Raw genomic sequence first — 22,952 nt, forward strand, 5'->3', positions numbered from 1 at the left:
GGCCGGTCGGATCGCCCCGCACGGGGTAAAATGCGCCGATGGATGTCTCCCATTTGCTCGACGGGCTCAACCCCGCCCAGCGCGAAGCTGTGTCCGCCCCGCCCGGCCACCATCTGGTGCTTGCCGGTGCCGGTTCCGGCAAGACCCGCGTGCTTATCCACCGCATTGCCTGGCTGAATGAAGTCTGCGGCGTGCCCACCCATGGCATTTTTGCGGTCACCTTCACCAACAAGGCCGCCGGCGAGATGCGCCACCGCATCGACCTGCAGCTGCCGCAGGGCAGCCGCGGCGCGTGGATCGGCACCTTCCACGGCCTGGCCCACCGCCTGCTGCGCCTGCACTACCAGGATGCCAAGCTGCCCGACAGCTTCCAGGTGCTCGACTCGGACGACCAGCTGCGCCTGGTCAAGCGCGTGGTGCAGCAGCTGGAGATCGACGACAGCAAGCACCCGCCCAAGCAGATCGCCTGGTGGATCAACGAGCAGAAGGACGAAGGCCGCCGTCCCCAGCACATCCAGCCCGAGCCGCATGATGCGTGGCTGGAAACCATGCGCCAGGCCTACATCGCCTATCAGGAGCGCTGCGACCGCGCCGGCCTGGTCGACTTCGCCGAGTTGCTGCTGCGCGCGCATGAACTGCTGCGCGACAACCCGGCGCTGCTGGCGCACTACCGCTCGCGTTTCCGCGAGATCCTGGTGGACGAGTTCCAGGACACCAACGCCATCCAGTACGCCTTCGTGCGCGTGCTGGCTGGCGACAGCGGGCACGTGTTCGTGGTCGGCGACGACGACCAGGCCATCTATGGCTGGCGCGGCGCCAAGGTCGAGAACGTACAGCGCTTCCTCAAGGATTTCCCCGGCGCGCAGACCGTGCGCCTGGAGCAGAACTATCGCTCCAGCGCCAACATCCTCGGCGCGGCCAACGCGGTGATCGCGCACAACCCGGACCGCATCGGCAAGGAGCTGTGGACCGACAGCGGCGACGGCGACCCGATCGACCTGTACGCGGCCTACAACGAAATGGACGAGGCGCGTTACGTGGTCGAGCGCGCGCGCCAGTGGGTGCGCGATGGCGGCAGCTACGGCGATGCCGCGGTGCTCTACCGCAGCAACGCACAGTCGCGCGCCTTTGAAGAAGCGCTGATCTCCGAGCAGGTGCCGTACCGCGTGTATGGCGGCATGCGCTTCTTCGAGCGGGCGGAAATCAAGGACGCGCTGGCCTACCTGCGGTTGATGACCAACCGCAACGATGACGCTGCCTTCGAGCGCGCGGTCAACACGCCCACGCGTGGCATCGGCGACCGCACGCTGGACGAAGTGCGCCGGCTGGCCCGCACCCACGCGATCTCGCTGTGGGAGGCCACCATGCTGACCACCCAGGGCAATGAACTGGCCGCGCGTGCGCGCAATGCGCTGGCCGGGTTCCTGACCCTGGTCAACCAGCTGCACGGCGAAGCCGGCGAGATGACCCTGGCCGAGCGCATCGACCACGTGCTGCTGCGCTCGGGCCTGCGCGAACACTGGTCCAAGGAAAGCCGCAACGCGCTGGATTCGGAGTCGCGCGCGGACAACCTGGACGAACTGGTCTCGGTGGCCTCGCGCTTCGTGCGCCGCGAGGACGACGTCGAAGAGACCGGCGAGACCATGAGCGAGCTGGTCGCGTTCCTGTCCTACGCGTCGCTGGAGGCCGGTGAAGGCCAGGCCCAGGCGGGCGAGGAAGGCGTGCAGTTGATGACGCTGCACTCGGCCAAGGGCTTGGAATTCCCCATCGTGTTCCTGGCCGGCATGGAAGACGGCCTGTTCCCGAGCGCCCGCTCGCTGGAAGAGAGCGGCCGGCTGGAAGAGGAGCGCCGCCTGGCCTACGTGGGCATCACCCGTGCGCGCCAGAAGCTGGTGCTCAGCTACGCCGAATCGCGGCGCATCCACGGCCAGGAAAACTACAACGTGCCCTCGCGCTTCCTGCGCGAGATCCCGCGCGAGTTGCTCAACGAAGTGCGCCCCAAGGTGCAGGTCTCGCGCACCGCCTCGCTCGGCGCCAACCGGGTGATGGGCCACACCGCGCTGGAAGCACCGCCGCTGAAGCTGGGCGCGATGGTCAACCATCCCAAGTTCGGCGAAGGCATGGTCACCGACTACGAGGGCAACGGGCAGCACGCCCGCGTGCAGGTCGAGTTCGCCGATGCCGGCAGCAAGTGGCTGGTGATGGCGTACGCCAACCTGACCGTGATCTGACGCTGGCGCGCCCGGGACGACGCGCCACGCCCACCCGCGATAGAGCCGAGCCATGCTCGGCTCCACAACAGCAACCGCAGCCCAAACGTGCCGATGGCACCCCACAAGGTAGAGCCGAGCCATGCTCGGCTCCACAACAGCAACCGCAGCCCCAACGCGCCGATGGCACCCCGCAAGGTGGAGCCGAGCCATGCTCGGCTGCACAACAGCGAGCGCAGCCCAAACGTGCCGATGGCACCCCGCAAGGTAGAGCCGAGCCATGCTCGGCTCCACAATAGCGAGCGCAGCCCAAACGTGCCGATGGCACCCCGCAAGGTAGAGCCGAGCCATGCTCGGCCCCACAACAGCAACCGCAGCCCAAACGTGCCGATGGCACCCCACAAGGTAGAGCCGAGCCATGCTCGGCTGCGTAACATTGAGCGCAGCCCGAACGTGCCGATCGCAGCGCGCACAGCAGCCGAGCATGGCTCGGCTCTACAATGGCCGGTATTCCGCTAGCGCAGACCGCCCCATGACCGATTCGCCGCTGCACATCACCGTCAAGTTGAACGCGAAACTCCAGCCGGAGCACCGCCACGAGCTGTTCGAGGACCCGCTCGACGCCTTGCTGGAAAGCGCCGCGTTGGGCCAGCTTACCGGCGGCGGCACCGCGCTGTCCGACGACGGTGAAGTGGAGTACGGCGACATCGAGATCGCGCTCAACGACGCGGCCTCGCTGCCGGCGGTGGTCGAACTGCTGGAACAACTGGGCGCGCCGAAGGGTTCGCTGATCCAGCGTGCAGGCGAGCCCGACCAGGCGTTCGGCGTCACCGAAGGCCTGGCGCTGTACCTCAACGGCACCGACCTGCCCGATGAGGTCTACGAGCAGTGCGACTCGAATTATGTGTTCGAGCAGATCGTCGAGCGCATCGACGGGGTGGGCGAAATCTGCAGCTGGTGGCAGGGGCCGACTGAAACCGCGCTGTACCTGTACGGCGTGTCGTTCGAGACCCTGCGCGAGCGTATTGCCGACCTGGTGGCTACCTATCCGCTGTGCCAGGGCGCGCGGGTGGTGAAGGTCGCCTGATCGGCGTGCAGCCGACCAACGGTCGGCTCTACGGCGGGGCGGGTGTGCGTGCAGCCGACCGACGGTCGGCTTTACGGTGGGCGGGGTGTGCGTGCAGCCGACCAACGGTCGGCTCTACGGTGGGCCGGATCCGGGTAGAGCCGACCGTTGGTCGGCTGCCGTCCGAAGCCCCGCAACGCTCACGCCGTATCGACCGCCCGCGCCGCCCCACGCACCTGTTCCCAGTCCAGCCCGAACTTCGCCAGGTACTTGCGCAGCCGGTCGGCATCATTGGTGCTGGCCCGCTGCGCGCGCGACACCGCGAACAGTTCGCGCCCGGCCGCCGACAGCGACGCCGAGCGGGCGCACACACGCACCACGTCCTCCAGCTGCACCCGGTCAAAGCGGTCCAGCCCGTTGACGGCCTCGCCCAGCAGCGCATCCAGCGGCGAGGCGGTCGTGCCGTCGTGCCACTGCGCGCGCAGCCGGGTGATTTCCTCTTCCACGCCCTCGATCTGGATGCGGCCGGCCGTGGCCAGCGTCGCCAGGCGCATCAGTGATGCGCCCAGGTCGCGGAAGTTGCCGCGCCAGGTCGCTTCGGCGCTGGTGGCGAAGGCCAGGTAGCGCGTCCTGGCCTCGACGTTGAAGCGCACGCGTTCGTGCTGTTCGCGCGACCATCGCTCCAGCTCGAACTCCAGGTTCGGCTCGATGTCCTCGCTGCGCTGGGCCAGGCCGGGCAACGCGTAGGTCCACAGGTTGAGCCGGGCCAGCAGGTCCTCGCGAAAGCGCCCCTGGCGCACCGCCCCCTGCAGGTCGCGGTTGGTGCCGGCGATCAGCTGGAAATCGCTCTCCACCTCGCGGTCGCTGCCCACCGGCAGGAAACGCTTCTCTTCCAGTGCGCGCAGCAGCATGGCCTGCTCGTCCTGCCCGAGCTCGCCGATTTCATCCAGGAACAGCAGGCCCTTGTCGGCCGAGCGCAGCAGCCCGGCGCGGTCGGCCGAGGCTCCGGTGTAGGCGCCCTTGGTATGGCCGAACAGCGTGCTCATCGCCCCATCGCCGCGCAGGGTGGCGCAGTTCACCTCGACGAAGCGGCCCGGCAACTGGTGCTTGAGCTTCTTCAGCGCGAAGACGCGCTTGGCCAGCTGGCTCTTGCCGGCGCCGGTGGGACCCATCAGCAGCATCGGCGCGCGCGAACGGGTGGCCACGGTCTCGATCTGCTCGATCATCCGGTTGAACGCACCATTGCGGGTGGCGATGCCGCCCTTCAACAGGTCGCGGTCCAGCAGCTGTTGCCGGGCGAAGCGCTGGGCGATGTGGTCGTAGCGCGACAGGTCCAGGTCGATCACCGCGTACGTGCCTGCTGCCCCCGCATTCTGTTTGCGCGGGGGCGAGGTCTGCAGCAGCCGGCCGGGGAAATGCCGGCTCTCGGCCAGCAGGAACCAGCAGATCTGGCTGACATGGGTGCCGGTGGTGATGTGGATGTAGTAGTCCTCCTCGTCCGGCTGGAACGGATAGCCGGCCAGGAAGTCATGCAGGCACGCATACACCCCCTCGAACTCCCAGGGATCGGCCATGTAGGTGTCGTGCACGTGCACGGCCATCTCCGGCGCGGTCAGTGCCAGGTCCTCACGCACCTGCGCGGCCAGCTTGCCGAAGCGACGCTCGTCCAGCAGCAGCTCGACCCGGTCGGGTACGAAGTCCTCGTGCATGCCCAGCGCCACCGTCGGCCGCCATTTCTGCCAGCGGCCTGGGCCGCTGCCCGCGTCGAGCTGGGTGCCGAGCATACCGAACACCACCTGTCGCTTTGCCATATCCATTCCTATAAAAGGCGCGCTCTGAATATATATAAAACCGAGGACAAGCGGGCCGGTGCCTGCCGGTGAATGAAGATAATCATTACTAAATCAATGACATGGAGCCAGCAGCAATAAGTTGGCACGCCGATTGCTCTACCCCCTGCAGGACGCGACGAAGGCCACCACGGCCGGGTCGCTGCAGACGGTGCAGCCGCAGGGATGCGGCACGCGGCACTGCCCGGCTGGCAATGGGGCCAGCCGGGCCGGACCGGGCGTTGCACGCACTGCTTCCCCCAGGACATCGCACAAGGAATACGGACATGAGCAACAACTACGACGTCATCCAGCAGCCGGGCGCGGCCCCGATCAAGCTGTGGACCCGTGGCGTGGCGTTGGAAGACGCCGCCCGCGCGCAGCTGCAGAACATCGCGCAGCTGCCCTTCATCCACCGCTGGATCGCGGTCATGCCCGACGTCCACCTAGGCAAGGGCGCGACCATCGGCTCGGTGGTGCCGACCATCGGTGCGATCATCCCGGCCGCGGTCGGCGTGGATATCGGCTGCGGCATGATCGCCACCCGCACCACGCTCACTGCCAGCGACCTGCCCGACAACCTCTCGGCAGTGCGCAGCGCGATCGAGCGCGCCGTGCCGCACGGGCGCACTGTCGGCCGTGGCCGCGACAAGGGCAGCTGGGAGACGCCGCCGGAACTGGCCGTCGAGGGCTGGACCCAGCTGGTGGAGGACTTTGCGCTGATCTGCGAGCGCCACCCCAAGCTGAAGAACACCAACAATCTCAAGCACCTCGGCACGCTTGGCACCGGCAACCACTTCGTGGAGATCTGCCTGGACCAGGAGCAGCGCGTGTGGTTCATGCTGCACTCCGGTTCGCGTGGCGTGGGCAATGCGATCGGCACGTACTTCATCGAGCTGGCCAAGCAGGAGATGCGTCGCTGGATGATCAACCTGCCCGACCAGGACCTGGCCTATCTGCCCGAAGGCAGCACGCATTACGGCGACTACGTGTTCGCGGTCGACTGGGCGCAGCGCTTCGCGCGGATGAACCGCGAGATCATGATGCGCAACGTCGTGGCCGCGGTGCGCACGGTCATCAGCAAGCCGTTCGAGGCGCAGGCCGAGGCGGTCAACTGCCACCACAACTATGTCAGCCGCGAGCACCACTACGGCAAGGACGTCATGGTCACCCGCAAGGGCGCGGTGAGCGCACGCAAGGGCGAGCTGGGTATCATCCCCGGCAGCATGGGGGCCAAGAGCTTCATCGTGCGCGGGCTCGGCAACGAGGAAAGCTTCAACAGCTGCAGCCACGGCGCCGGCCGCGTGATGAGCCGGACCCAGGCGCGCAAGCTGATCAGCGTGGACGACCACGCCAAGGCCACGGCGCACGTCGAATGCCGCAAGGACGTGGAGGTGGTCGACGAGTCGCCGGCCGCCTACAAGCCGATCGAGGCGGTGATGGCGGCACAGCGCGACCTGGTGGAGATCATGCACACGCTGCGCCAGGTGGTATGCGTCAAGGGCTAGGGCAATCGCGCGCGGCGTACACTGCGCCGCGCGCAGGAGGAACACACACATGGACATGATCGAGATCGACGGCAGCCAGGGCGGCGGCCAGCTGCTGCGCTCGGCGCTGACGCTGAGCCTGTGCACCGGCATCGGCTTCACCATCCAGGACATCCGCGCCAGGCGCCGTCGTCCCGGCCTGATGCGCCAGCACCTCACCGCGGTCAACGCGGCCGCGCGGGTGGGCAGCGCCTGCACGCACGGTGCGGAGCTCGGTGCCACCGCACTGCGCTTCGAGCCGGGCCCGGTGTGCGCGGGCGAGTACCAGTTCGCTACCGGCAGCGCCGGCTCGGCCACGCTGGTGCTGCAGACCGTGCTCCCGGCACTGTGGCAGGCCGATGCGCCGTCGCGGCTGCGGCTGGAAGGTGGCACCCACAACCCCCTGGCACCCAGCGCGGATTTCATCGCCGACGCCTACCTGCCGGCCTTGGCGAAGATGGGCGTGCAGGCGTCGCTGCAGCTGCAGCAGCATGGCTTCCACCCGGCCGGCGGCGGCGTCATGCAGGTCGAGGTGGCGCCGTGCGCGGCGCTGCAGCCGCGCGTGTTCGACGCGCGCGGCGCGCTGGCTTCGATGGAGGCCAAGGTGCTGATGTCCGGGCTGCCGGGCGACATCGGCCTGCGCGAGCTGCAGGTGCTGGCCGAAAAACTCGGCGTGGACCCGCATCCGCGCCACGTGCACGCGGTGCGCCCGGCATTGGGCCCGGGCAACGTGGCGCTGGTGCATGTGCGCCATGCCGAGCATGTGGAGGTCTTCAGCGGCCACGGCGAGCGCGGCGTGTCGGCCGAGCAGGTCGGCGCGCGCCTGGCCGGGCAGGTGCGTCAGTACCTGCAGGGCAGCGGCTGCGTCGGTGAGTACCTGTCCGACCAGCTGCTGTTGCCGATGGCGCTGGCCGGCGCCGGCGCCTTCACCACCCGGGCGATCAGCGCGCACCTGGCCAGCAACGCACGCCTGATCGAAAAATTCCTGCCGGTCGAGTTCGACTGGCAGCCGCACGACGGCGGGTGGCGGGTGACGGTCAGTCGTTGACCGCGCGCGCCACCTCCCTGCGCGGCCATCGCCACGCCACCACCACGGTGGCCAGCGACAGCGCAATCTCGATCACCCCCAGGGTGAGGTAGAACCACCATGCGCCGGGCATCGTCAACAGCATGATGCCCGCGTACACCAGGCCGAAGCCGATGTTGAGCCAGCGCGCCAGCGACGCCGGCGCCACCAGCGACAGCAGCACCATCAGTGCCGGGATCGCCAGCATGACGGCCGTGCCCACCAGCGTGCCTTCGCTGACCGGTCCGACCGGGCCGGTGCCGTTGATCATGCCCTGCAACTTGCCTGGCACGTACAGGCCGAAGTAGTCGCCGTAGATGTAGCAGAACATCAGCGCGGTCCACAGCGCCGACAGCTTGAAACGCACGTGGACCGGTATGTCATGCAACGCGGATGTGCTCATGGCCGTTCTCGTCGGGAAAGTGGGATGCGGGCGGCGGCGGGCCGGCCATGCTGGCCCGCGCCCCGAACAGGGCCAGCCACAGGCCGCTGCCGATCTCGCCGAGCGAGGCCGGCAGCGTGGCGTAGTCGGACAGCACCGTCGCGGCATAGCCGGGGATCAGCAGCTCGCCAAACACATTGAGCAGGTAGCCGACGCCGCCGAGCATCAGCAGCACGCCGAGCGCGCGCGGGATGGCGCGCGTACGCCACACCAGCCAGCCGAACGGCAGCAGCCACAGGCCCCAGAACATACTGGCCAGGAAGATGTGGCTGCTCCAGCTTTTCAATGCGGCCATGGCCAGCATCTGCAGCTGCCCCGCCGCCAGCACCCGCGCCAGCGCCGGGTCGGTGAGCAGGTTCACCGCGTCCAGGCGATGGGCCAGCGCGGCCAGCGCGATCGGTACACCCGTGACCGCCAGTGCCACCATCAGCCTGGCGGCCGGCCGATGCGCGGCGGCGAACACGCGGTACAGCAGCAGCGGCAACAACAGGAAGGCGATCTGCTCCAGGGCGAAGGCGGCGATGCCGGCGCGGAACAGGCCGGCCTGCGCGGTCACGTTGGCCAGGGTGGCGGCGGGATCGTCGCCGACGCTGATCCGGGAGGGCACGTAGGCCAGGCTGAAGATGCCGGTGGCGATCACCACCAGATACACCGCGCCGGCCAGGCGGCCGGTCCGCTGCTGCATTGCCATCGCGCCGCTCCGGGTACCGGTGGGAAGGACCGGTTGCCACCACCGTACGGGGCCGGTCAGGCGGCGGTGACTGCCGGAAGTCACGCGCCGACGGACGGTAGGACAGCGCATCGCCGGTGCCGGCGGCCACCACCGCCGCGACTCGTCGGCTCCGGCCCGGCACTCATCCCGGATTTGCCGGGATTCGTCGCGTGCCGCTTGTGGGGCCGCGGCCCGGCGCCCAGAGTCTGGCGCTGTCCGCTGGGAGCGCGCAAATGAACAAGGGAATTCCGTACCTGCTGGCTGTTCTTGTCGCGCTGACGCTGTCGGCGGGCTGGGCGGCGCCGGTGCTGGCCCTGTTCGAGCATGCGTACAGCTGCCTGCAGGGCGGTGGCGGGCTGGACCTGGTGCGGCTGCGCTGCGAACCCCGCCCCGACGGCCTGGGCGCACTGCTGGGGTCCTGGCCGTTCTGGGCGACCGCCGCCGGACTGGCGGCATCGGCACTGGCCGCCACGCGTCTGCCGCGGTGGCCCCGGTCACTACGCTGAACGCGCGTCGCGGGGCGCACCCCGCGCGGGCCGAACACGGCATCATCAGCAGCCCGAAGCAAGGATCGACCATGGCGCTGAGCGAAAAGGAAAAGATGCTGTCCGGCCAGCCGTACCGGCCGGGCGACCCGGAACTGCAGGCCGCCATGGCCGCGGCCAAGCACTGGATGGTGCGTTACAACGCCGCCCTGGCCGAATCGCCGACGGTGCGCCGCGAGCTGCTGCGCGAGCGACTGGGCGAGGTCGGCGATGGCGCGGTGATCCGCCCGCCGTTCCATTGCGACTACGGCAGCCACATCCGCCTGGGCGCCGGCGTCTTCCTCAACTACAACTGCGTGATCCTCGACGTGGCCGAGGTCAGCATCGGCGAGGGCACCCAGATCGGCCCGGCCGTGCAGATCTACGCGGCCGACCATCCCCGTGACCCGCAGGCCCGGGCGAGCGGGCTGGAACTGGCCCGGCCGGTGCGGATCGGCCGCAATGTCTGGATCGGCGGCGGCGCCATTGTGCTGCCCGGGGTCAGCATCGGCGACGGGGCGGTGGTCGGCGCCGGCAGCGTGGTCACCCGCGACGTGCCGGCTGGCGCGACGGTGGTCGGCAACCCGGCCCGGGTCGTACCGCCGCGCGATTGATCCGGCTCAAGGCGTGGCGTCCACAGGGGGTGTGCAATGGTAGCCATCCCCTTTCCCCTGGATGGAGCCGTGCCATGTACAAGCGAATCCTGATTGCCACCGACGGGTCGGAGCTGTCCGAAAAAGGGCTGCTCAAGGGGCTTGAACTGGCCAGGGACCTGGATGCCGAGGTCGATATCGTGACGGTGTCCGAGCCGTGGGCGGTGGGCATGTACGACGCGATGGGCTGGAGCGTGGGCTACATGAACAGCCCCGAGTACAAGGCCGACCGCGAAGAGACCGCGCAGAAGCTGCTGGCGCCGGCCAAGGCCACCGCCGAGGCCCAGGGCCTTCGCGCCAACGTCGTCCACGTGCTGGACCGCTACGCCGCCGACGGCATCATCGATACCGCCACCGAGCGCAGCAGCGACCTCATCGTGATGACCTCGCACGGCCGCCGTGGCGTGACCCGCGTATTGCTGGGCAGCCAGACCGCCGAGGTGCTGGCCCGCAGCACCGTGCCGGTGCTGGTGATCCGCTGACGACCGGCACTGCCTGGCGCCGGCCCGGCTCGACGGCGGCGCGTTCGGTTCAGTCGCGCAGCTTCAGCGTCTGCGACTCATCCAGGCTGCCGTCGGGCTGCAGCACCACGTAGCGTTCGCCGGCGCGGTCGAACAGCACCGGGATCGGGTCGCGGAACAGCGGGCGGCGCACGAAGCGCAGCTGCCAGCCAAAATGTTCCAGCGTCTCCACCGCCTGGCGTTGCTCGGCGGTGAGTCCGGCCCGCAGCTGGACGGGATCGGGGGGCTGGCGGCGTTCGGGTGTATTCATCCGGTACAACGAAGCGGCAGGGGAGACAGCTGCGCCTGCAAGCGGCGTTCCAGCACCGCAGGCAGGGGCAGCGCGGCGGCGGCGGTCACCAGCTGTAGAGCTTCCAGTACACCGGCGAGACGCCGTCCTTGTCGCTGTCCATGCGGCCATCGCCGTTGCGGTCGTACATGTAGTACGGCGCGCCCTGCGCCGGGGTCACCTTGACCATGCGCAGCTGGCCACCGACCCGGTATTCGTCGATCGTATCGCCATTGGCCAGGGTCTTGTTCGTGACATCGGCGCCGCTGACATCCACCGGGGGCATGCCGCCGGAGGTGGCGCAACCGGCCAGTGCGAGCAGGCCAACCAGCAACAGGGTTCTCATGGGCCGAGGTCCTAGGGCGAGGGGAGCCCGATTATGCCCCACGTCCCGTGAGCCGCGTGCCTAGGGCGCGCCGGGCCGGGCGCGTAGAATCGTCGCATGAGCCGATTAGTCCTGATTGACGGGTCCAGTTACCTGTACCGCGCGTTCCACGCGCTTCCGCCGCTGACCAATGCCCACGGTGAACCCACCGGCGCGTTGTTCGGCGTGGTCAACATGCTGCGCGCCACCCTGAAGGAGCGCCCGGAATACGTGGCGTTCGTGGTCGATGCGCCCGGCAAGACCTTCCGCGACGACCTGTATGCCGATTACAAGGCCAACCGCCCGCCGATGCCCGACGACCTGCGCCCGCAGATCGAGCCGATGTGCCGCATCGTCGAGGCGCTTGGCCTGAGCATCCTGCGCATTCCCGGCGTGGAAGCCGATGATGTGATCGGCACGCTGGCGCTGCAGGGCCACCAGGACGGCCTGCACGTCACCATCTCCACCGGCGACAAGGACTTCGCGCAGCTGGTGCGCCCGGGTATCGAACTGGTCAACACCATGAGCGGCAGCCGGATGGATTCGGATGCGGCGGTGATGGACAAGTTCGGCGTGCGCGCCGACCAGATCGTCGACCTGCTGGCGCTGATGGGCGATGCGGTGGACAACGTGCCCGGCGTGGAGAAGTGCGGGCCCAAGACGGCCGCCAAGTGGCTGGCCGAGTACCAGCACCTGGACGGGGTGATGGCCGCCGCGCCCGGCATGAAGGGCAAGATCGGCGAAAACCTGCGCGCCGCGCTGGAGCGCCTGCCGCTCAACCGCGAGCTGGTGACCATCCGCACCGACGTGCCGCTGGACGCCAGCCCGCGCACGCTGGCCCTGCGCGACCCCGACGTGCCCGTGCTGGGCGAGCTGTACCTGCGCTACGGCTTCACCCAGGCGCTGAAGGAGCTGGGTGGCCCGGCAGCGGCGGCGGTGGCTGCCAGCGACGCCACGGTGAGCCTGCGTGGCACCGCGGCCGGCTACGCCCGCAGCGCCCCGGCCGAGGCCCCGGTGCCGCTCGATCCGGCACTCTCCGCGCCGGGTGACTACGAGATCGTGCTGACCACCGAGCAGCTGTCGGCCTGGGTGGAGCGCGCCGAAGCGGCCGAGCTGATCGCCTTCGACACCGAAACCGATGCGCTGGACGCGATGCGCGCCAACCTGGTGGGCATCAGCCTGGCGGTCGAGCCGGGCAGGGCGGCCTATATCCCGGTCGGCCACGACTATCCCGGCGCGCCGGTGCAGCTGCCGCGCGCGCAGGTGCTGGACGCGCTGCGCCCGGTGCTGGAGAACCCGGCCAGGAAGAAGCTCGGCCAGCACGGCAAGTACGACCTGCACGTGCTGCGCCGGCATGGCGTGGATGTGCAGGGCTACCACGACGACACCATGCTCGAGAGCTTCGTGCTCAACTCCACCGCCACCCGCCACGACATGGATTCGCTGGCGATGCGCTACCTGGGGTACACCACGATCAAGTTCGAGGACGTGGCTGGCAAGGGCGCCAAGCAGATCCCGTTCTCGCAGGTGGGCCTGGACGAGGCGGCCCGCTACGCCGCCGAAGATGCCGACATCACCTTGCGCCTGCACCGGGTGCTGCAGCCGCAGCTGCTGGCGATCCCGGCGCTGGATGGCGTGTACCGCGGCATCGAGATGCCGCTGGTGCCGGTGCTGGCCCGGATCGAGGCCAACGGCGTGCACATCGACATGGCCGAGCTGCGCCGGCAGAGCCAGGACCTGAGCGTGCGCATGCTGGCGGCCCAGCAGAAGGCCACCGAGCTGGCCGGGCACACCTTCAACCTGGATTCGCCCAAGCAGTTGCAGGCGGTGCTGTTCGACGAGCTGAAGCTGCCGGCGCTGGTGAAGACCCCCAAGGGCCAGCCCAGCACGAATGAAGAGGCGCTGGAGGCGATTGCCGAGCAGCACGAGCTGCCGCGGGTGATCCTGGAGTACCGTGGCCTGGCCAAGCTGCGCAGCACCTACACCGACAAGCTGCCGGAGATGGTCAACCCGGACACCGGCCGGGTCCACACCAGCTACCACCAGTCCGGCGCGGCCACCGGCCGGCTGTCCTCCTCCGACCCGAACCTGCAGAACATCCCGATCCGCACCGAGGACGGCCGCCGCATCCGCCGCGCCTTCGTGGCCCCGCCGGGGCGCAAGATCCTGGCCTGCGACTACTCGCAGATCGAGCTGCGGATCATGGCCCACCTGTCCGAGGACCCGGGCCTGGTACGTGCCTTCGAGCAGGGCGTGGACGTGCACCGCGCCACCGCCGCCGAGGTATTCGGGCGGGCACTGGACGAGGTCACCCCCAACGAACGTCGTGCCGCCAAGGCGATCAACTTCGGCCTGATGTACGGCATGAGCGCGTTCGGCCTGGCCCGCAACCTGGGCATCGACCGCGGCCAGGCCCAGGACTACGTGGCGCTGTACTTCAGCCGCTACCCGGGCGTGCGCGACTTCATGGAGCGCATGCGCCAGCAGGCGCGCGACCAGGGCTATGTGGAGACGCTGGAGGGCCGCCGTCTGTACCTGAACGACATTCACGCCCGCAACCAGGGCCTGCGGGCCGGCGCGGAGCGCGCCGCGATCAACGCCCCGATGCAGGGCACCGCGGCGGACATCATCAAGCGCGCCATGGTCAAGGTGGACGACTGGCTGCAGGGCCAGGCCGGGCAGGCCCGGATGATCCTGCAGGTGCACGATGAACTGGTATTTGAAACCGAAAGCGAGTTTCTCGATACCTTGCGTTTGAATGTGGTCGAGCTGATGTCGTCATCGGTCCAGTTGCGGGTGCCGCTGGTGGTCGATGCGGGCGTTGGCGACAACTGGGATGAAGCGCATTGAGACGGAAATCACGGGGAAATGGCTGAATTGGTTCATTGGCGGTCGATTAACTGACTGTCGGATGAATGTTTCCCCTGTGGCGCTTTCATTAATTGGGCCCCTTCACGAAGTGTCAATGTTCGAGGTGCTTTTATAGACCTCGACAGGCGCAACGCCTGTTGTGGATCTCTCCCATCCCCTGGAGCAGATCTCGGAACGGGGGCTCCTCCCCAAGCGCCCGTTCCCCGGCCCCGCTGACCTCCCCCTGGTCGGCGGGGCTTTTTATTTGCGCCGTCGTAGCCCCTGCGCGGCGCCCCGGATCAGAGCGCGCCGTGCCGATTGCCGTGGACCCTGCGGGCGGCCCATGCTGTGGGCTTGACCGGGGAGAGCCGCATGAGCGATCTGTTTGCATTGGCCATGCCGTGGTGGGAATTCATCCTGCGCGCGGTGGTGGTGTACGTGTTGGTACTGGGCATGGTGCGGTTGTCGGGCAAGCGCGCGCTGGGCCAGATCACGCCCTTCGACGTGCTGTTGATCGTGCTGCTCGGCAACGCGGTGCAGAACGCCCTGCTGGGCAAGGACACCTCGTTGGGCGGTGGCCTGCTGCTGGCGGCCACGCTGATCCTGCTCAACTACGGCGTGGGCTGGCTGAGCACGCGCAGCCGGCGCGTGGAAACGCTGGTCGAAGGCGAGCCGGTGCTGATCGCGCGCGATGGCAAGGTGCTCGACTCGGTGCTCCGGCGCGAAATGGTGACCCAGTCCGACCTCGACGCCGCGCTGCGCCAGCAGGGCTGCCTGTCGATCGACGACGTCGCCCTGGCGGTGCTGGAAATCAACGGCCACATCACCATCGTGCCGAAGAAGGCGTAGATCCGCAGAAGGCGTAGATCCACGCCGTGCGTGGATGCCATCGTTCGGGACCGCAGCCACCCACGGGGGGGTTCTACCCGCCGGGGCAACCATCGGCCGTATGCGCGTCCCCCATCGCTAACGCTGCGGCCGCTGCGGCGCCGCGTTCGGTTACACCCAGTCGCGCGGCACCAGGTAATCGGCCAGGCGGGCCTCGTCGCTGCCGGCCTCCGGCTGGAAGCCATACTCCCAGCGCACCCGCGGCGGCAGGCTCATCAGGATGCTCTCGCTGCGCCCGCCGCTCTGCAGGCCGAACAGCGTGCCACGGTCGTAAACCAGGTTGAATTCCACGTAGCGGCCACGGCGGTACAACTGGAACTCGCGTTCGCGCTCGCCGTACGGGGTGTCCTTGCGCCGTGCCACGATCGGCAGGTACGCGTCCAGGAAACCCTCGCCGACCGCGCGCAGGTAGGCGAAATTACGTTCGAAGTCGCCGTGCAGGTCGTCGAAGAACAGCCCGCCCACGCCGCGCGTCTCGTTGCGATGGCGCAGGAAGAAGTACTCGTCGCACCAGCGCTTGTGATCGGCATACCGCTCCTGGCCAAACGGCGCGCAGAGGTCACGCGCCACGCCATGCCAGTGCTGCACGTCCTCGTCGAACGGGTAGAACGGGGTCAGGTCGAAACCGCCGCCGAACCACGAGGCCACTTCCACCCCGTCGCGCTCGGCACGGAAGTAGCGCACGTTGGCGTGCGTGGTGGGCAGGTAGGGATTGGCCGGGTGGAACACCAGCGAGACTCCGGTGGCACGCCACGAGGCCCCCGCCAGTTCCGGCCGGTTGGCCGATGCCGACGGCGGCAGGCGGGTCCCGGCCACGTCGGAGAAGCCGATCCCGGCCTGCTCGAACACCGCGCCATCGCGCAGGATGCGGGTGCGCCCGCCGCCGCCTTCGGCGCGCTGCCAGACATCCTCGGCAAAGCGGGCGCGGCCGTCGGCCGCCTCCACGGCCGCACAGATGCGGTCCTGCAGGTCGGTCAGATAACTGCGCACGCGCTCGAATTCATTCATGGCGCTACTTTACCGCAGGCCGCAGACGCGCACGGTTGGCGTGGCCGCCGCGGGCGTCACTCGCGGCGTGCAGCGTCCTCAGCGATCGCGCGCACCATCGCGCGGAGCGCCGGCCAGTCGCGCGTAGCGTCTACGTCACAGGCGGTATGGGCCACCCCGCCGGCGACGCAGATGGCCTTCAAGGCCGCCGGCACGGCCTCGTCACCGGTGTGTTCGAAGACCTCGGCAAGGCCCACGCAGCCTGCGCGCACGCCTGCGCTGCACAGCGCCGCGTAGTACGGCTGCGCGCCGCGCCAGTCGTCCGCGCGGACACGCGTGGTGGCGGCGATCCTGCAGCCCAGCAGCTGGCCGGCCTTGCAGCAGGCCTCCGCGCCGCCCGCGCGGTCCAGCGTGGGGCAGTCCAACGGCTGGACGATCTCCAGGAACGCCCGCGGTCCACTGCTGCAGGCGTCGGTGGCGCCGGGCCGGCGCGTGTAATGGGCAAAGCGGGTGCTGCCGTCCATGCCCACCAGGTTGCCGTCCTCGGTGGCCTGCAGCACGAAATCGTCGCCGATGTCGCGCCGCAGGTGGATCCGCTCGTCCTGCACGCTCGCGCGCAGGCGGGTGGCGTAGCCGATCACCTGCACCACGCCGTCGTCACCGAAGCGAAGGCCCGACGGCAAGCCGGTTTCGGCCTGGTAGGTGCCACAGGGCAGGGTGGTGGTGGGCTGCGGCGACAACGCCGCCACCGACAGCCCGAGCAACGGCGCGACCAGGCTGCAGGCCTGGGCCTGCGGCCGCTCGCTGCAGGCATGCTGCAGGGCCTGGCGTGCGTCCAGCAGCCGGCCGGCGTCCCACAGCGCCTGCGCCACGCTCTGGCAGAATTCCTCGCGCGGGTGCTGCCGGCACAGGTCCGCCAGCTCGACCAGCTGTGCAGCGGGCAGCGTGGCCTGCGGGGCGCGGCTCAGCCCGGTGAGCGCCTTGCCCATGATCTCGCCGGCCACCGTCTCAAGCAGGCGCATGCAGACCTCGGCATCGAATACCTTGGCGGTCTCATCGCATTGCGCCGGTTTCTCGAAGGGAGGCGCCTGCTCCGGCGCGGCCTCGTTGGCCTGGCGCTCGTACAGCTCGATCAGGCGCTTGCAGGCCACCGGCACGTCCTCGCGACACCACTGCCGCAGCTGCGCGGGCTCGGCCTCCAGGAAGTCTTCCAGGCAGGCGACGGGATCGGCGCGACAGCTGCCCTCTTCAACCGCGTAGAAGGGCTTGCAGGCGGCGGCCGTGTGGCGCACGAAGTCGTGGTAACCGCCGGTCAGCGTGCGGTCGCCTTCGCCGAAGGACCAGTTTTCCATGTCTCCGGTGGCCAGGTTGACCATGCCCAGCACGTCTTCGCTGCGGGCCAGGCGCAGTTCCTCGGTGGGCGCATGGGGCGAGGTCAGGAAGCCATGCCCCTCGCTCTCGATGATGAGCACGGCATTGCCGTCGTCCCGGGTGTAGCTGCCGCAGGCCATCGACTGGGCGGCGGCGGGAAGGCTGGCAGCGGCCAGGACGAGGACGGCCAGGGCGCGCCAGCCGGCAAAACGGCGGCGCGCGAAAACAGCAGGAGTCACGACAGCATCCTTGAACGGAAAACGAGACGTGCCGGCCTCAGGCAGAGGCGCGGCCACGAACGCACGGGTGGCTCAGCGCTGGAACCACGCCGTCACGTCAGCGCGCAGCAAGCGCACCACCAGCCAGCCATGCAGGCCGGCGAAGGCGATCGACGAGGTGACCGTGGTCACCAGGAAGGTCATGCGCTGGATCAGCAGTTCGTTGCGCAGGTCGCGCATCTCCACGCCGGCTGTCTCGCTGCCCAGATAGTCCAGCAGGTGGCGGAAGCCGTCATCGAGCACCCAGCTGCAGGCGAAGTTGAACAGCGCGGTCACCACCAGCAGCACGATGAACAGCCACAGCGCCCAGCGCTGGCGGTACAGCATGCCCCAGCAGGCCACCACGCCGGCCACGGAGACCAGCAGCATGGCCACGCAGAAGGCCACCGCGTTGGCACCCAGCCAGCGCAGCGACGGCGCCAGCCAGGACAGGTCCTGGTCGTGCATGAGCTCCTGCAGCCAGCTCGCGCTGGACAGCGGTGCGGCGACCAGGGCGGCAGCCACCCAGCACACGGCCGAGACCACGCACAGGGCCAGCACCGACTTGGTCATCGGCGAGAGGAATTTCGGGGGTGCCAACGGATCGACCGCAGCGCGGGCGTTGGGCAGGGGCGGGGGAAGCAGCGATGACATCCGGTGTCCTGGTCGAGTCGGCGACAGGCGTCAGCCTGCCACCACCGCACGTGCGGCCGCGGGCAGGATATGGTCTTGGCTCAATGCTGCCAAGCGTCGTCCATGCGGCGGCTGCACGGGCACCCAGGCCAGTTCGGCGATTTCCGCGCGTGCCTGCGGCATGCCGTCGACCTGCACCAGCCACGCCTGGGCCCGCACCCGACGGCCTGTTTCGTGCACTGCCCAGGCCTCGAAGCGCCCCAGCGGCACGGCGCTGGCCGCCTCCAGCCGCACGCCCAGTTCCTCGTCCAGTTCGCGGGCCAGGGCCTGCAGCGGGGCTTCGCCCGGTTCGGGCTTGCCACCGGGCTGGATGAAGGTATCCGAGCCCTGCTTGCGCACCACCAGCACGCGGCCGGTGGCGTCGCGGATGACCGCGGCGACGATCTCGATCGGCGCCGCGGCCTGGCTCACTTCAGGTTCTCGTTGAACAGCTTGAGGATGCGCTTGTACTGGTCCAGCCACGAGTCCGGACGCACGTAGCCGTGGCGTTCCAGCGGGTAGGGCGCGATGGACCAGTTGTCCTTGTGCAGCTCGATCAGCTTCTGGGTGAGGTTGACCGAGTCCTGGAAGAACACGTTGTCATCCATCATCCCGTGCGCGATCAGCAGGTGGTCCTGCAGGCCCTCGGCGTACTCGATCGGCGAGGAGGTGCGGTAGGCCTCGGGGTCGATGTCCGGGGTGTTGAGGATGTTGGCGGTGTAGCCGTGGTTGTACTGGTGCCAGTCCACCACCGGGCGCAGCGCGGCGCCGGCCTTGAACGTGCCCGGCGAGCGGAACAGCGCCATGAAGGTCATGAAGCCGCCGTAGGAACCGCCGTAGATGCCGGCGTGGGCACGGTCGCCCTGCCGGGTGGCCACCAGCCAGTCCAGGCCGTCCTTGTAATCCTCCAGCTCCGGGTGGCCCATGTTGCGGTAGATCGCCGTGCGCCAGTCGCGGCCGTAGCCCTCGCTGCCGCGGTAATCCATGTCCAGCACGATGTAGCCCTGCTGGACCAGCAGGTTGTGGAACATCTGCTCGCGGAAGTAGGCCGGGTAGCGCTGGTGCACGTTCTGCAGGTAGCCGGCGCCGTGCACGAACATGGCGATCGGGTACTGCTTGCCCGGTTCGGGGGTTTCCGGGCCGTAATACTTGGCCCAGACCACGCCGGCGCCATGCTTGGACGGCACCTGCACCAGCTTGGGCTGGATCCACTCGCGGGCCTTGAAGGCGGCGGTACGGGTATCGGTGAGGATCCTGGCCTGACCGCCGCCGGTGGGCACCACCGCCAGCTGCGCCGGCAGGTAGGCGCCGGAGTAGCGGACCAGCAGCTGCTGGCCATCCGGCGACAGCGAGAAGTCTTCCACGCCGTTGAGCGAGGTCAGCTCACGCACCTGCCTGCTGGCGTTGTCGACCGCGCACACTTCGTAGTCGCCCGGGCTCTGCTGGTTGCACAGGAAGTAGAAACCGCGGCCGTCGGCGCTGGGCACCGGCATCGAGGTTTCCCACTTGCCGCCGGTCAGCGCCTGCGGCTTGGCCGTGCCCTGCTGGGTGTACAGGTGCGAGTAGCCCGATTCCTCCGACAGCAGCCACAGCGTGCGGTTGTCGTTGGACCAGCCGAAATCGTTGAAGCTCCAGTTGATCCAGGCCGCATCGGTGAGGCGGTGGCGGTTCTCCAGCCTGGCATTGGCCGGGCTGACGCTGGCGATCCAGCGGTCCTTGTTGTCGTTGGCGCGCAGCATGATCGCCGCCTGCTGGCCGTCGGCGCTCCAGCGGATCCCGGGCGCGCCGGGGCCGCCGAGCACTTCCACGGTGCGGTTGCCCTTCAGCGCGTCCTTGCCGGCGGCCTTGCGCAGCGACGCCAGCGGGTCGGTGGCGATGCCCGGCAGGCCGTCCAGCGACAGCGGCTTGACCGTGCCGCTCACCGCATCCACCAGCCACAGCGCGTGCGGCTCGGGGTCATTGCGGCCGACACGGGTGCGGGTGTCCTCGAATTCTTCGTAACCGGATTCGGTCACGTACTTGGGCATCTTGCCGCCGCGGCCTTCATCGAAGCTCTTGGGCTTGGTGACCACGATCAGGCTGCGGGTATCCGGGGACAGCACGCTGTCGACGATCTCCACCTCGGCGCCCAGGTACACCGGGCCCGGCGCACGGGTGCCGTCGGCGCGGCGCCAGCTCGCTTCCTGCGCCTTGAGCGCCTCGCGCTGGGCGCGGTCGTTGCGCAGGGTGGCCAGGGTGCGCAGCTGCTGGTCGCGCAGTACGTCGGCCTTGGGCGCGTCGTCGGGGTTCTTCTCGGCCTTCAGGCTGGCCACCTGCTGCACGCCACCGTTGGCAGTCCAGTGGAACCAGTTCTGGCCAGTGCGCCAGATCACCCCGCCGTCGCGGGCGAAATTGACGGCGCTGGATTTCTCCGAGCTGCGGGTCAGCTGGGTCAGCGCGCCGCTGCGCAGGTCGCGCACGAACACATCGCCATTGCGGACGAACACCGCACGCTGGCGCGCGCTGTCGTAGACCGGACTGTCCACGTCGAGGGTGCCGCGCTGGTCATCGGCCACCTGCGCGGCCACGCCGCCGCTGAGCGGCTGGCGGAAGGTGTCACGGACCGGGCTGCCGGTGCGCTTGAGCTGGTACTCGACCTGCTGGCTGTTCCAGGACCACCAGGCGCTCTCGACCGGCGGACCGATCCAGTCCGGGTCGGCCATGGCCTGCTCGATGGTGATCGGCGTCGGCGCCGCGTGGGCAGTACCGCCGAGGGCGGCGAGCAGCAGCAGGGACAAGGGCAGCGTTCTGGGCATTGCGGGCGGCACCGTAGTAGAAAACCCTGCAAGCGTAGCAGCCGCAAGGGCCGCGGGAAGGGGCCACAGGTCATGGGCGTGCGTTGGTGATCTGCGAGAGGCAAACGCGGCAGTCGGTGGGTCGGGCGCCGGGACCCCCTACCCTTTCCGGCGACGCCCCCGGTGTCGGCCTGCGGCCGCCCCCTCCTCCTTTATTTCGCCTCCAAGGGTAGGGGGCCCCAGCGCCCGACCCACCGACAGGCCCCGAAAAGCCCGGCGTCCACTTGCTTACCGCAAGCCGAGCCCGTAGCGGCCGGTAGGCTCCTGGGCAAAATAAAGGAGGAGGCCGCTACGCGGCCGGGGGACACCGCACCAGGGGCCTACCGGCCACTGCGGGGCCCTCACGCTCGCGGTAACCCTGGGCGAAGGGCCTTGCCCTCTGAATCACCCGCCAACCCAAGACCGGGCTCCCCCCTGCGACAAAGTGAAGCAGCGCGTCACCGGGTCGCATGTGCCTTTCACGGATACCGGCCCAGACTGGTGCGGATTTCCAGAAACCCGTCGGAGGCGTCACGTGGACGCGTTGTTGTTGTCGCGGATCCAGTTCGGGTTCGTCATCAGTTTCCATGTGCTGTTCCCGGCCTTCACCATCGGCACCGCCAGTTGGCTGGCATTCGTGGAGTCGCGCTGGCTGCGCACCGGCAACCCCGTCTGGCGCGAGCTGTATTTCTTCTGGCAGAAGATCTTCGCGGTGTCCTTCGGCATGGGCGTGGTCAGCGGCATCGTCATGGCCTTCCAGTTCGGTACCAACTGGCCGCGGCTGAGCGAAGTGGCCGGCAGCGTGATCGGCCCGCTGCTCACCTATGAAGTGCTCACCGCGTTTTTCCTGGAAGCCAGCTTCCTCGGCGTGATGATGTTCGGCTGGGGCAAGGTGTCGCCGCGCCTGCATTTCCTGTCCACCTGCATGGTGGCGCTGGGCACGCTGTTTTCCACGTTCTGGATCCTGTCGTCCAACAGCTGGCTGCATACCCCGGCCGGCTACGCGATGATCGACGGCATCGTGCACCCGCAGGACTGGTGGCAGGTGGTGTTCAACCCCTCCTTCCCGTACCGCCTGGCGCACATGGCGCTGGGCTCGTTCATCACCACCTGCTTTGTGATCGGCGGCGTCGGCGCGTGGTACCTGCGCAAGGGCATCCACGTGGAAGCCGGGCGCACCATGCTGCTGGCGGCCGTCGCGTTCGCTGCGCTGACCGTGCCGGTGCAGATCTTCGTCGGCGACATGCACGGGTTGAACACGCTCAAGCATCAGCCGATGAAGATCGCCGCGGTGGAAGCGCACTGGCATGCGGAAGGCGAAGGCGAGGGCGTGCCGCTGGTGGTGTTCGCGCTGCCCAACGAAAAGGCCGAGCGCAACGACTATGAAATCGCGATTCCGCGGCTGGGCAGCCTGATCCTCACCCATTCGCTGGAGGGCACCTTCGACCCGCTGACCTCCGTGCCGGCCAGCGAGCGGCCGCCGGTGGTGCCGGTGTTCTTCGCCTTCCGCATCATGGTCGGGCTGGGCACGCTGATGCTGCTGCTGGCCTGGGTGTCGGCGTTCCAGTGGTGGCGCGGCAAGCTGCTGCAGTCGCGCTGGCTGGTGCGCGGCTGGAACTGGATGCTGCCCAGCGGCTTCATCGCGCTGATATCCGGCTGGTTCGTCACCGAGATGGGGCGGCAGCCGTGGGTGGTCTATGGCGTGCTGCGCACCGCCGACGCGGTCGGCCCGCAGAGTGCGTGGATGACCGCGCTGTCGCTGGGCGTGTACGTGGTCGGTTACGCGTTCGTATTCGGCTGGGGCATCTGGTACCTGGTCAAGATCATCCGCACCGGGCCCAAACCGCATGCGCCGGCACCGGCCCTGGAAGCCGGCAGCCATACCCCGGCGCGGCCGCTGTCCGGTGCCGACGAACCGCTGGAGGAGCGCTGA

At 68.8% G+C, this 22,952-nt stretch carries 20 protein-coding genes; 10 read left to right on the top strand and 10 right to left on the bottom strand.

Annotation, left to right across the window (positions count from 1 at the left end; all coding sequences use genetic code 11):
- Positions 1–38 precede the first annotated feature (38 nt).
- Both uvrD and AC1DGC_RS14625 read left to right on the top strand, forming a co-directional pair.
- Positions 39–2,231: a DNA helicase II gene (uvrD, locus tag AC1DGC_RS14620; protein WP_394163111.1), complete on the top strand. Its 2,193-nt coding sequence runs from the start codon at positions 39–41 to the stop codon at positions 2,229–2,231.
- Between the two features lie 511 nt (positions 2,232–2,742).
- The gene (locus tag AC1DGC_RS14625; RefSeq protein WP_478048219.1) at positions 2,743–3,297 is read left to right on the top strand and encodes a hypothetical protein; all 555 of its coding nucleotides are present in this window, start codon (positions 2,743–2,745) and stop codon (positions 3,295–3,297) included.
- Positions 3,298–3,476: 179 nt separating this feature from the next.
- Here the strand turns inward: AC1DGC_RS14625 and rtcR are convergent, their stop codons facing one another.
- A complete protein-coding gene (rtcR, locus tag AC1DGC_RS14630; RefSeq protein WP_478048220.1) occupies positions 3,477–5,087 on the bottom strand; it encodes an RNA repair transcriptional activator RtcR in 1,611 nt (536 codons plus the stop codon).
- A gap of 305 nt (positions 5,088–5,392) precedes the next feature.
- Between rtcR and AC1DGC_RS14635 the strand changes: the two genes are divergently transcribed.
- Positions 5,393–6,613, top strand: a complete 1,221-nt coding sequence (locus tag AC1DGC_RS14635; protein WP_259209435.1) for an RtcB family protein — start codon at positions 5,393–5,395, stop codon at positions 6,611–6,613.
- A 49-nt stretch (positions 6,614–6,662) separates the two neighbouring features.
- Entirely contained in the window at positions 6,663–7,679 is a 1,017-nt protein-coding gene (gene rtcA / locus AC1DGC_RS14640; RefSeq protein WP_259209439.1) for an RNA 3'-terminal phosphate cyclase, read from the top strand.
- On the opposite strand, the gene AC1DGC_RS14645 is transcribed toward rtcA, so the two are convergent.
- Both AC1DGC_RS14645 and AC1DGC_RS14650 read right to left on the bottom strand, forming a co-directional pair.
- On the bottom strand, positions 7,669–8,100 hold the full coding sequence (locus tag AC1DGC_RS14645; protein ID WP_478048221.1) for a DUF6326 family protein: 432 nt from the start codon (positions 8,098–8,100) through the stop codon (positions 7,669–7,671). The two genes, rtcA and AC1DGC_RS14645, sit on opposite strands and share 11 nt — an antisense overlap.
- The gene (locus AC1DGC_RS14650) at positions 8,078–8,830 is read right to left on the bottom strand and encodes a DUF4386 domain-containing protein (protein ID WP_478048222.1); all 753 of its coding nucleotides are present in this window, start codon (positions 8,828–8,830) and stop codon (positions 8,078–8,080) included. The genes AC1DGC_RS14645 and AC1DGC_RS14650 overlap by 23 nt, the downstream gene beginning before the upstream one ends.
- A 254-nt stretch (positions 8,831–9,084) precedes the next feature.
- Between AC1DGC_RS14650 and AC1DGC_RS14655 the strand changes: the two genes are divergently transcribed.
- The 3 genes from AC1DGC_RS14655 (at position 9,085) to AC1DGC_RS14665 (ending at position 10,510) form a co-directional block, all read left to right on the top strand.
- Complete coding sequence (locus AC1DGC_RS14655; RefSeq protein ID WP_259209451.1) at positions 9,085–9,357, top strand: hypothetical protein; 273 nt, start codon at positions 9,085–9,087, stop codon at positions 9,355–9,357.
- Positions 9,358–9,428: 71 nt separating this feature from the next.
- Positions 9,429–9,989: a sugar O-acetyltransferase gene (locus AC1DGC_RS14660; RefSeq protein WP_394163124.1), complete on the top strand. Its 561-nt coding sequence runs from the start codon at positions 9,429–9,431 to the stop codon at positions 9,987–9,989.
- A 74-nt stretch (positions 9,990–10,063) separates the two neighbouring features.
- Positions 10,064–10,510 (top strand): universal stress protein, encoded by a 447-nt coding sequence (locus AC1DGC_RS14665; RefSeq protein ID WP_259209455.1) that lies wholly within the window; start codon positions 10,064–10,066, stop codon positions 10,508–10,510.
- A gap of 49 nt (positions 10,511–10,559) precedes the next feature.
- On the opposite strand, the gene AC1DGC_RS14670 is transcribed toward AC1DGC_RS14665, so the two are convergent.
- Positions 10,560–10,799, bottom strand: coding sequence for a hypothetical protein (locus AC1DGC_RS14670; protein ID WP_259209456.1), 240 nt, complete (start codon positions 10,797–10,799; stop codon positions 10,560–10,562).
- A gap of 85 nt (positions 10,800–10,884) precedes the next feature.
- Complete coding sequence (locus tag AC1DGC_RS14675) at positions 10,885–11,163, bottom strand: DUF2782 domain-containing protein (protein WP_259209459.1); 279 nt, start codon at positions 11,161–11,163, stop codon at positions 10,885–10,887.
- Positions 11,164–11,259: 96 nt separating this feature from the next.
- Here AC1DGC_RS14675 and polA point away from each other — a divergent pair, with 96 nt between their 5' ends.
- Together polA and AC1DGC_RS14685 are read left to right on the top strand one after the other, a co-directional pair.
- Entirely contained in the window at positions 11,260–14,031 is a 2,772-nt protein-coding gene (gene polA / locus AC1DGC_RS14680; RefSeq protein ID WP_478048223.1) for a DNA polymerase I, read from the top strand.
- A gap of 372 nt (positions 14,032–14,403) precedes the next feature.
- Positions 14,404–14,880 (top strand): DUF421 domain-containing protein, encoded by a 477-nt coding sequence (locus AC1DGC_RS14685; protein ID WP_259209462.1) that lies wholly within the window; start codon positions 14,404–14,406, stop codon positions 14,878–14,880.
- 150 nt (positions 14,881–15,030) lie between these two features.
- On the opposite strand, the gene hemF is transcribed toward AC1DGC_RS14685, so the two are convergent.
- From hemF to AC1DGC_RS14710, 5 genes are all read right to left on the bottom strand, one after another.
- Complete coding sequence (gene hemF / locus AC1DGC_RS14690; protein WP_478048224.1) at positions 15,031–15,927, bottom strand: oxygen-dependent coproporphyrinogen oxidase; 897 nt, start codon at positions 15,925–15,927, stop codon at positions 15,031–15,033.
- A 56-nt stretch (positions 15,928–15,983) separates the two neighbouring features.
- The gene (locus AC1DGC_RS14695) at positions 15,984–17,516 is read right to left on the bottom strand and encodes a hypothetical protein (RefSeq protein ID WP_478048225.1); all 1,533 of its coding nucleotides are present in this window, start codon (positions 17,514–17,516) and stop codon (positions 15,984–15,986) included.
- A gap of 72 nt (positions 17,517–17,588) precedes the next feature.
- Positions 17,589–18,188: a hypothetical protein gene (locus tag AC1DGC_RS14700; RefSeq protein WP_259209469.1), complete on the bottom strand. Its 600-nt coding sequence runs from the start codon at positions 18,186–18,188 to the stop codon at positions 17,589–17,591.
- 30 nt (positions 18,189–18,218) lie between these two features.
- Positions 18,219–18,638, bottom strand: coding sequence for an NUDIX hydrolase (locus AC1DGC_RS14705; RefSeq protein ID WP_478048226.1), 420 nt, complete (start codon positions 18,636–18,638; stop codon positions 18,219–18,221).
- Positions 18,635–21,001, bottom strand: a complete 2,367-nt coding sequence (locus AC1DGC_RS14710; RefSeq protein ID WP_478048227.1) for a S9 family peptidase — start codon at positions 20,999–21,001, stop codon at positions 18,635–18,637. The genes AC1DGC_RS14705 and AC1DGC_RS14710 overlap by 4 nt, the downstream gene beginning before the upstream one ends.
- Before the next feature lie 553 nt (positions 21,002–21,554).
- Between AC1DGC_RS14710 and AC1DGC_RS14715 the strand changes: the two genes are divergently transcribed.
- Entirely contained in the window at positions 21,555–22,952 is a 1,398-nt protein-coding gene (locus tag AC1DGC_RS14715; RefSeq protein ID WP_259209476.1) for a cytochrome ubiquinol oxidase subunit I, read from the top strand.

The organism is Stenotrophomonas sp. 05N37 (assembly GCF_056397365.1).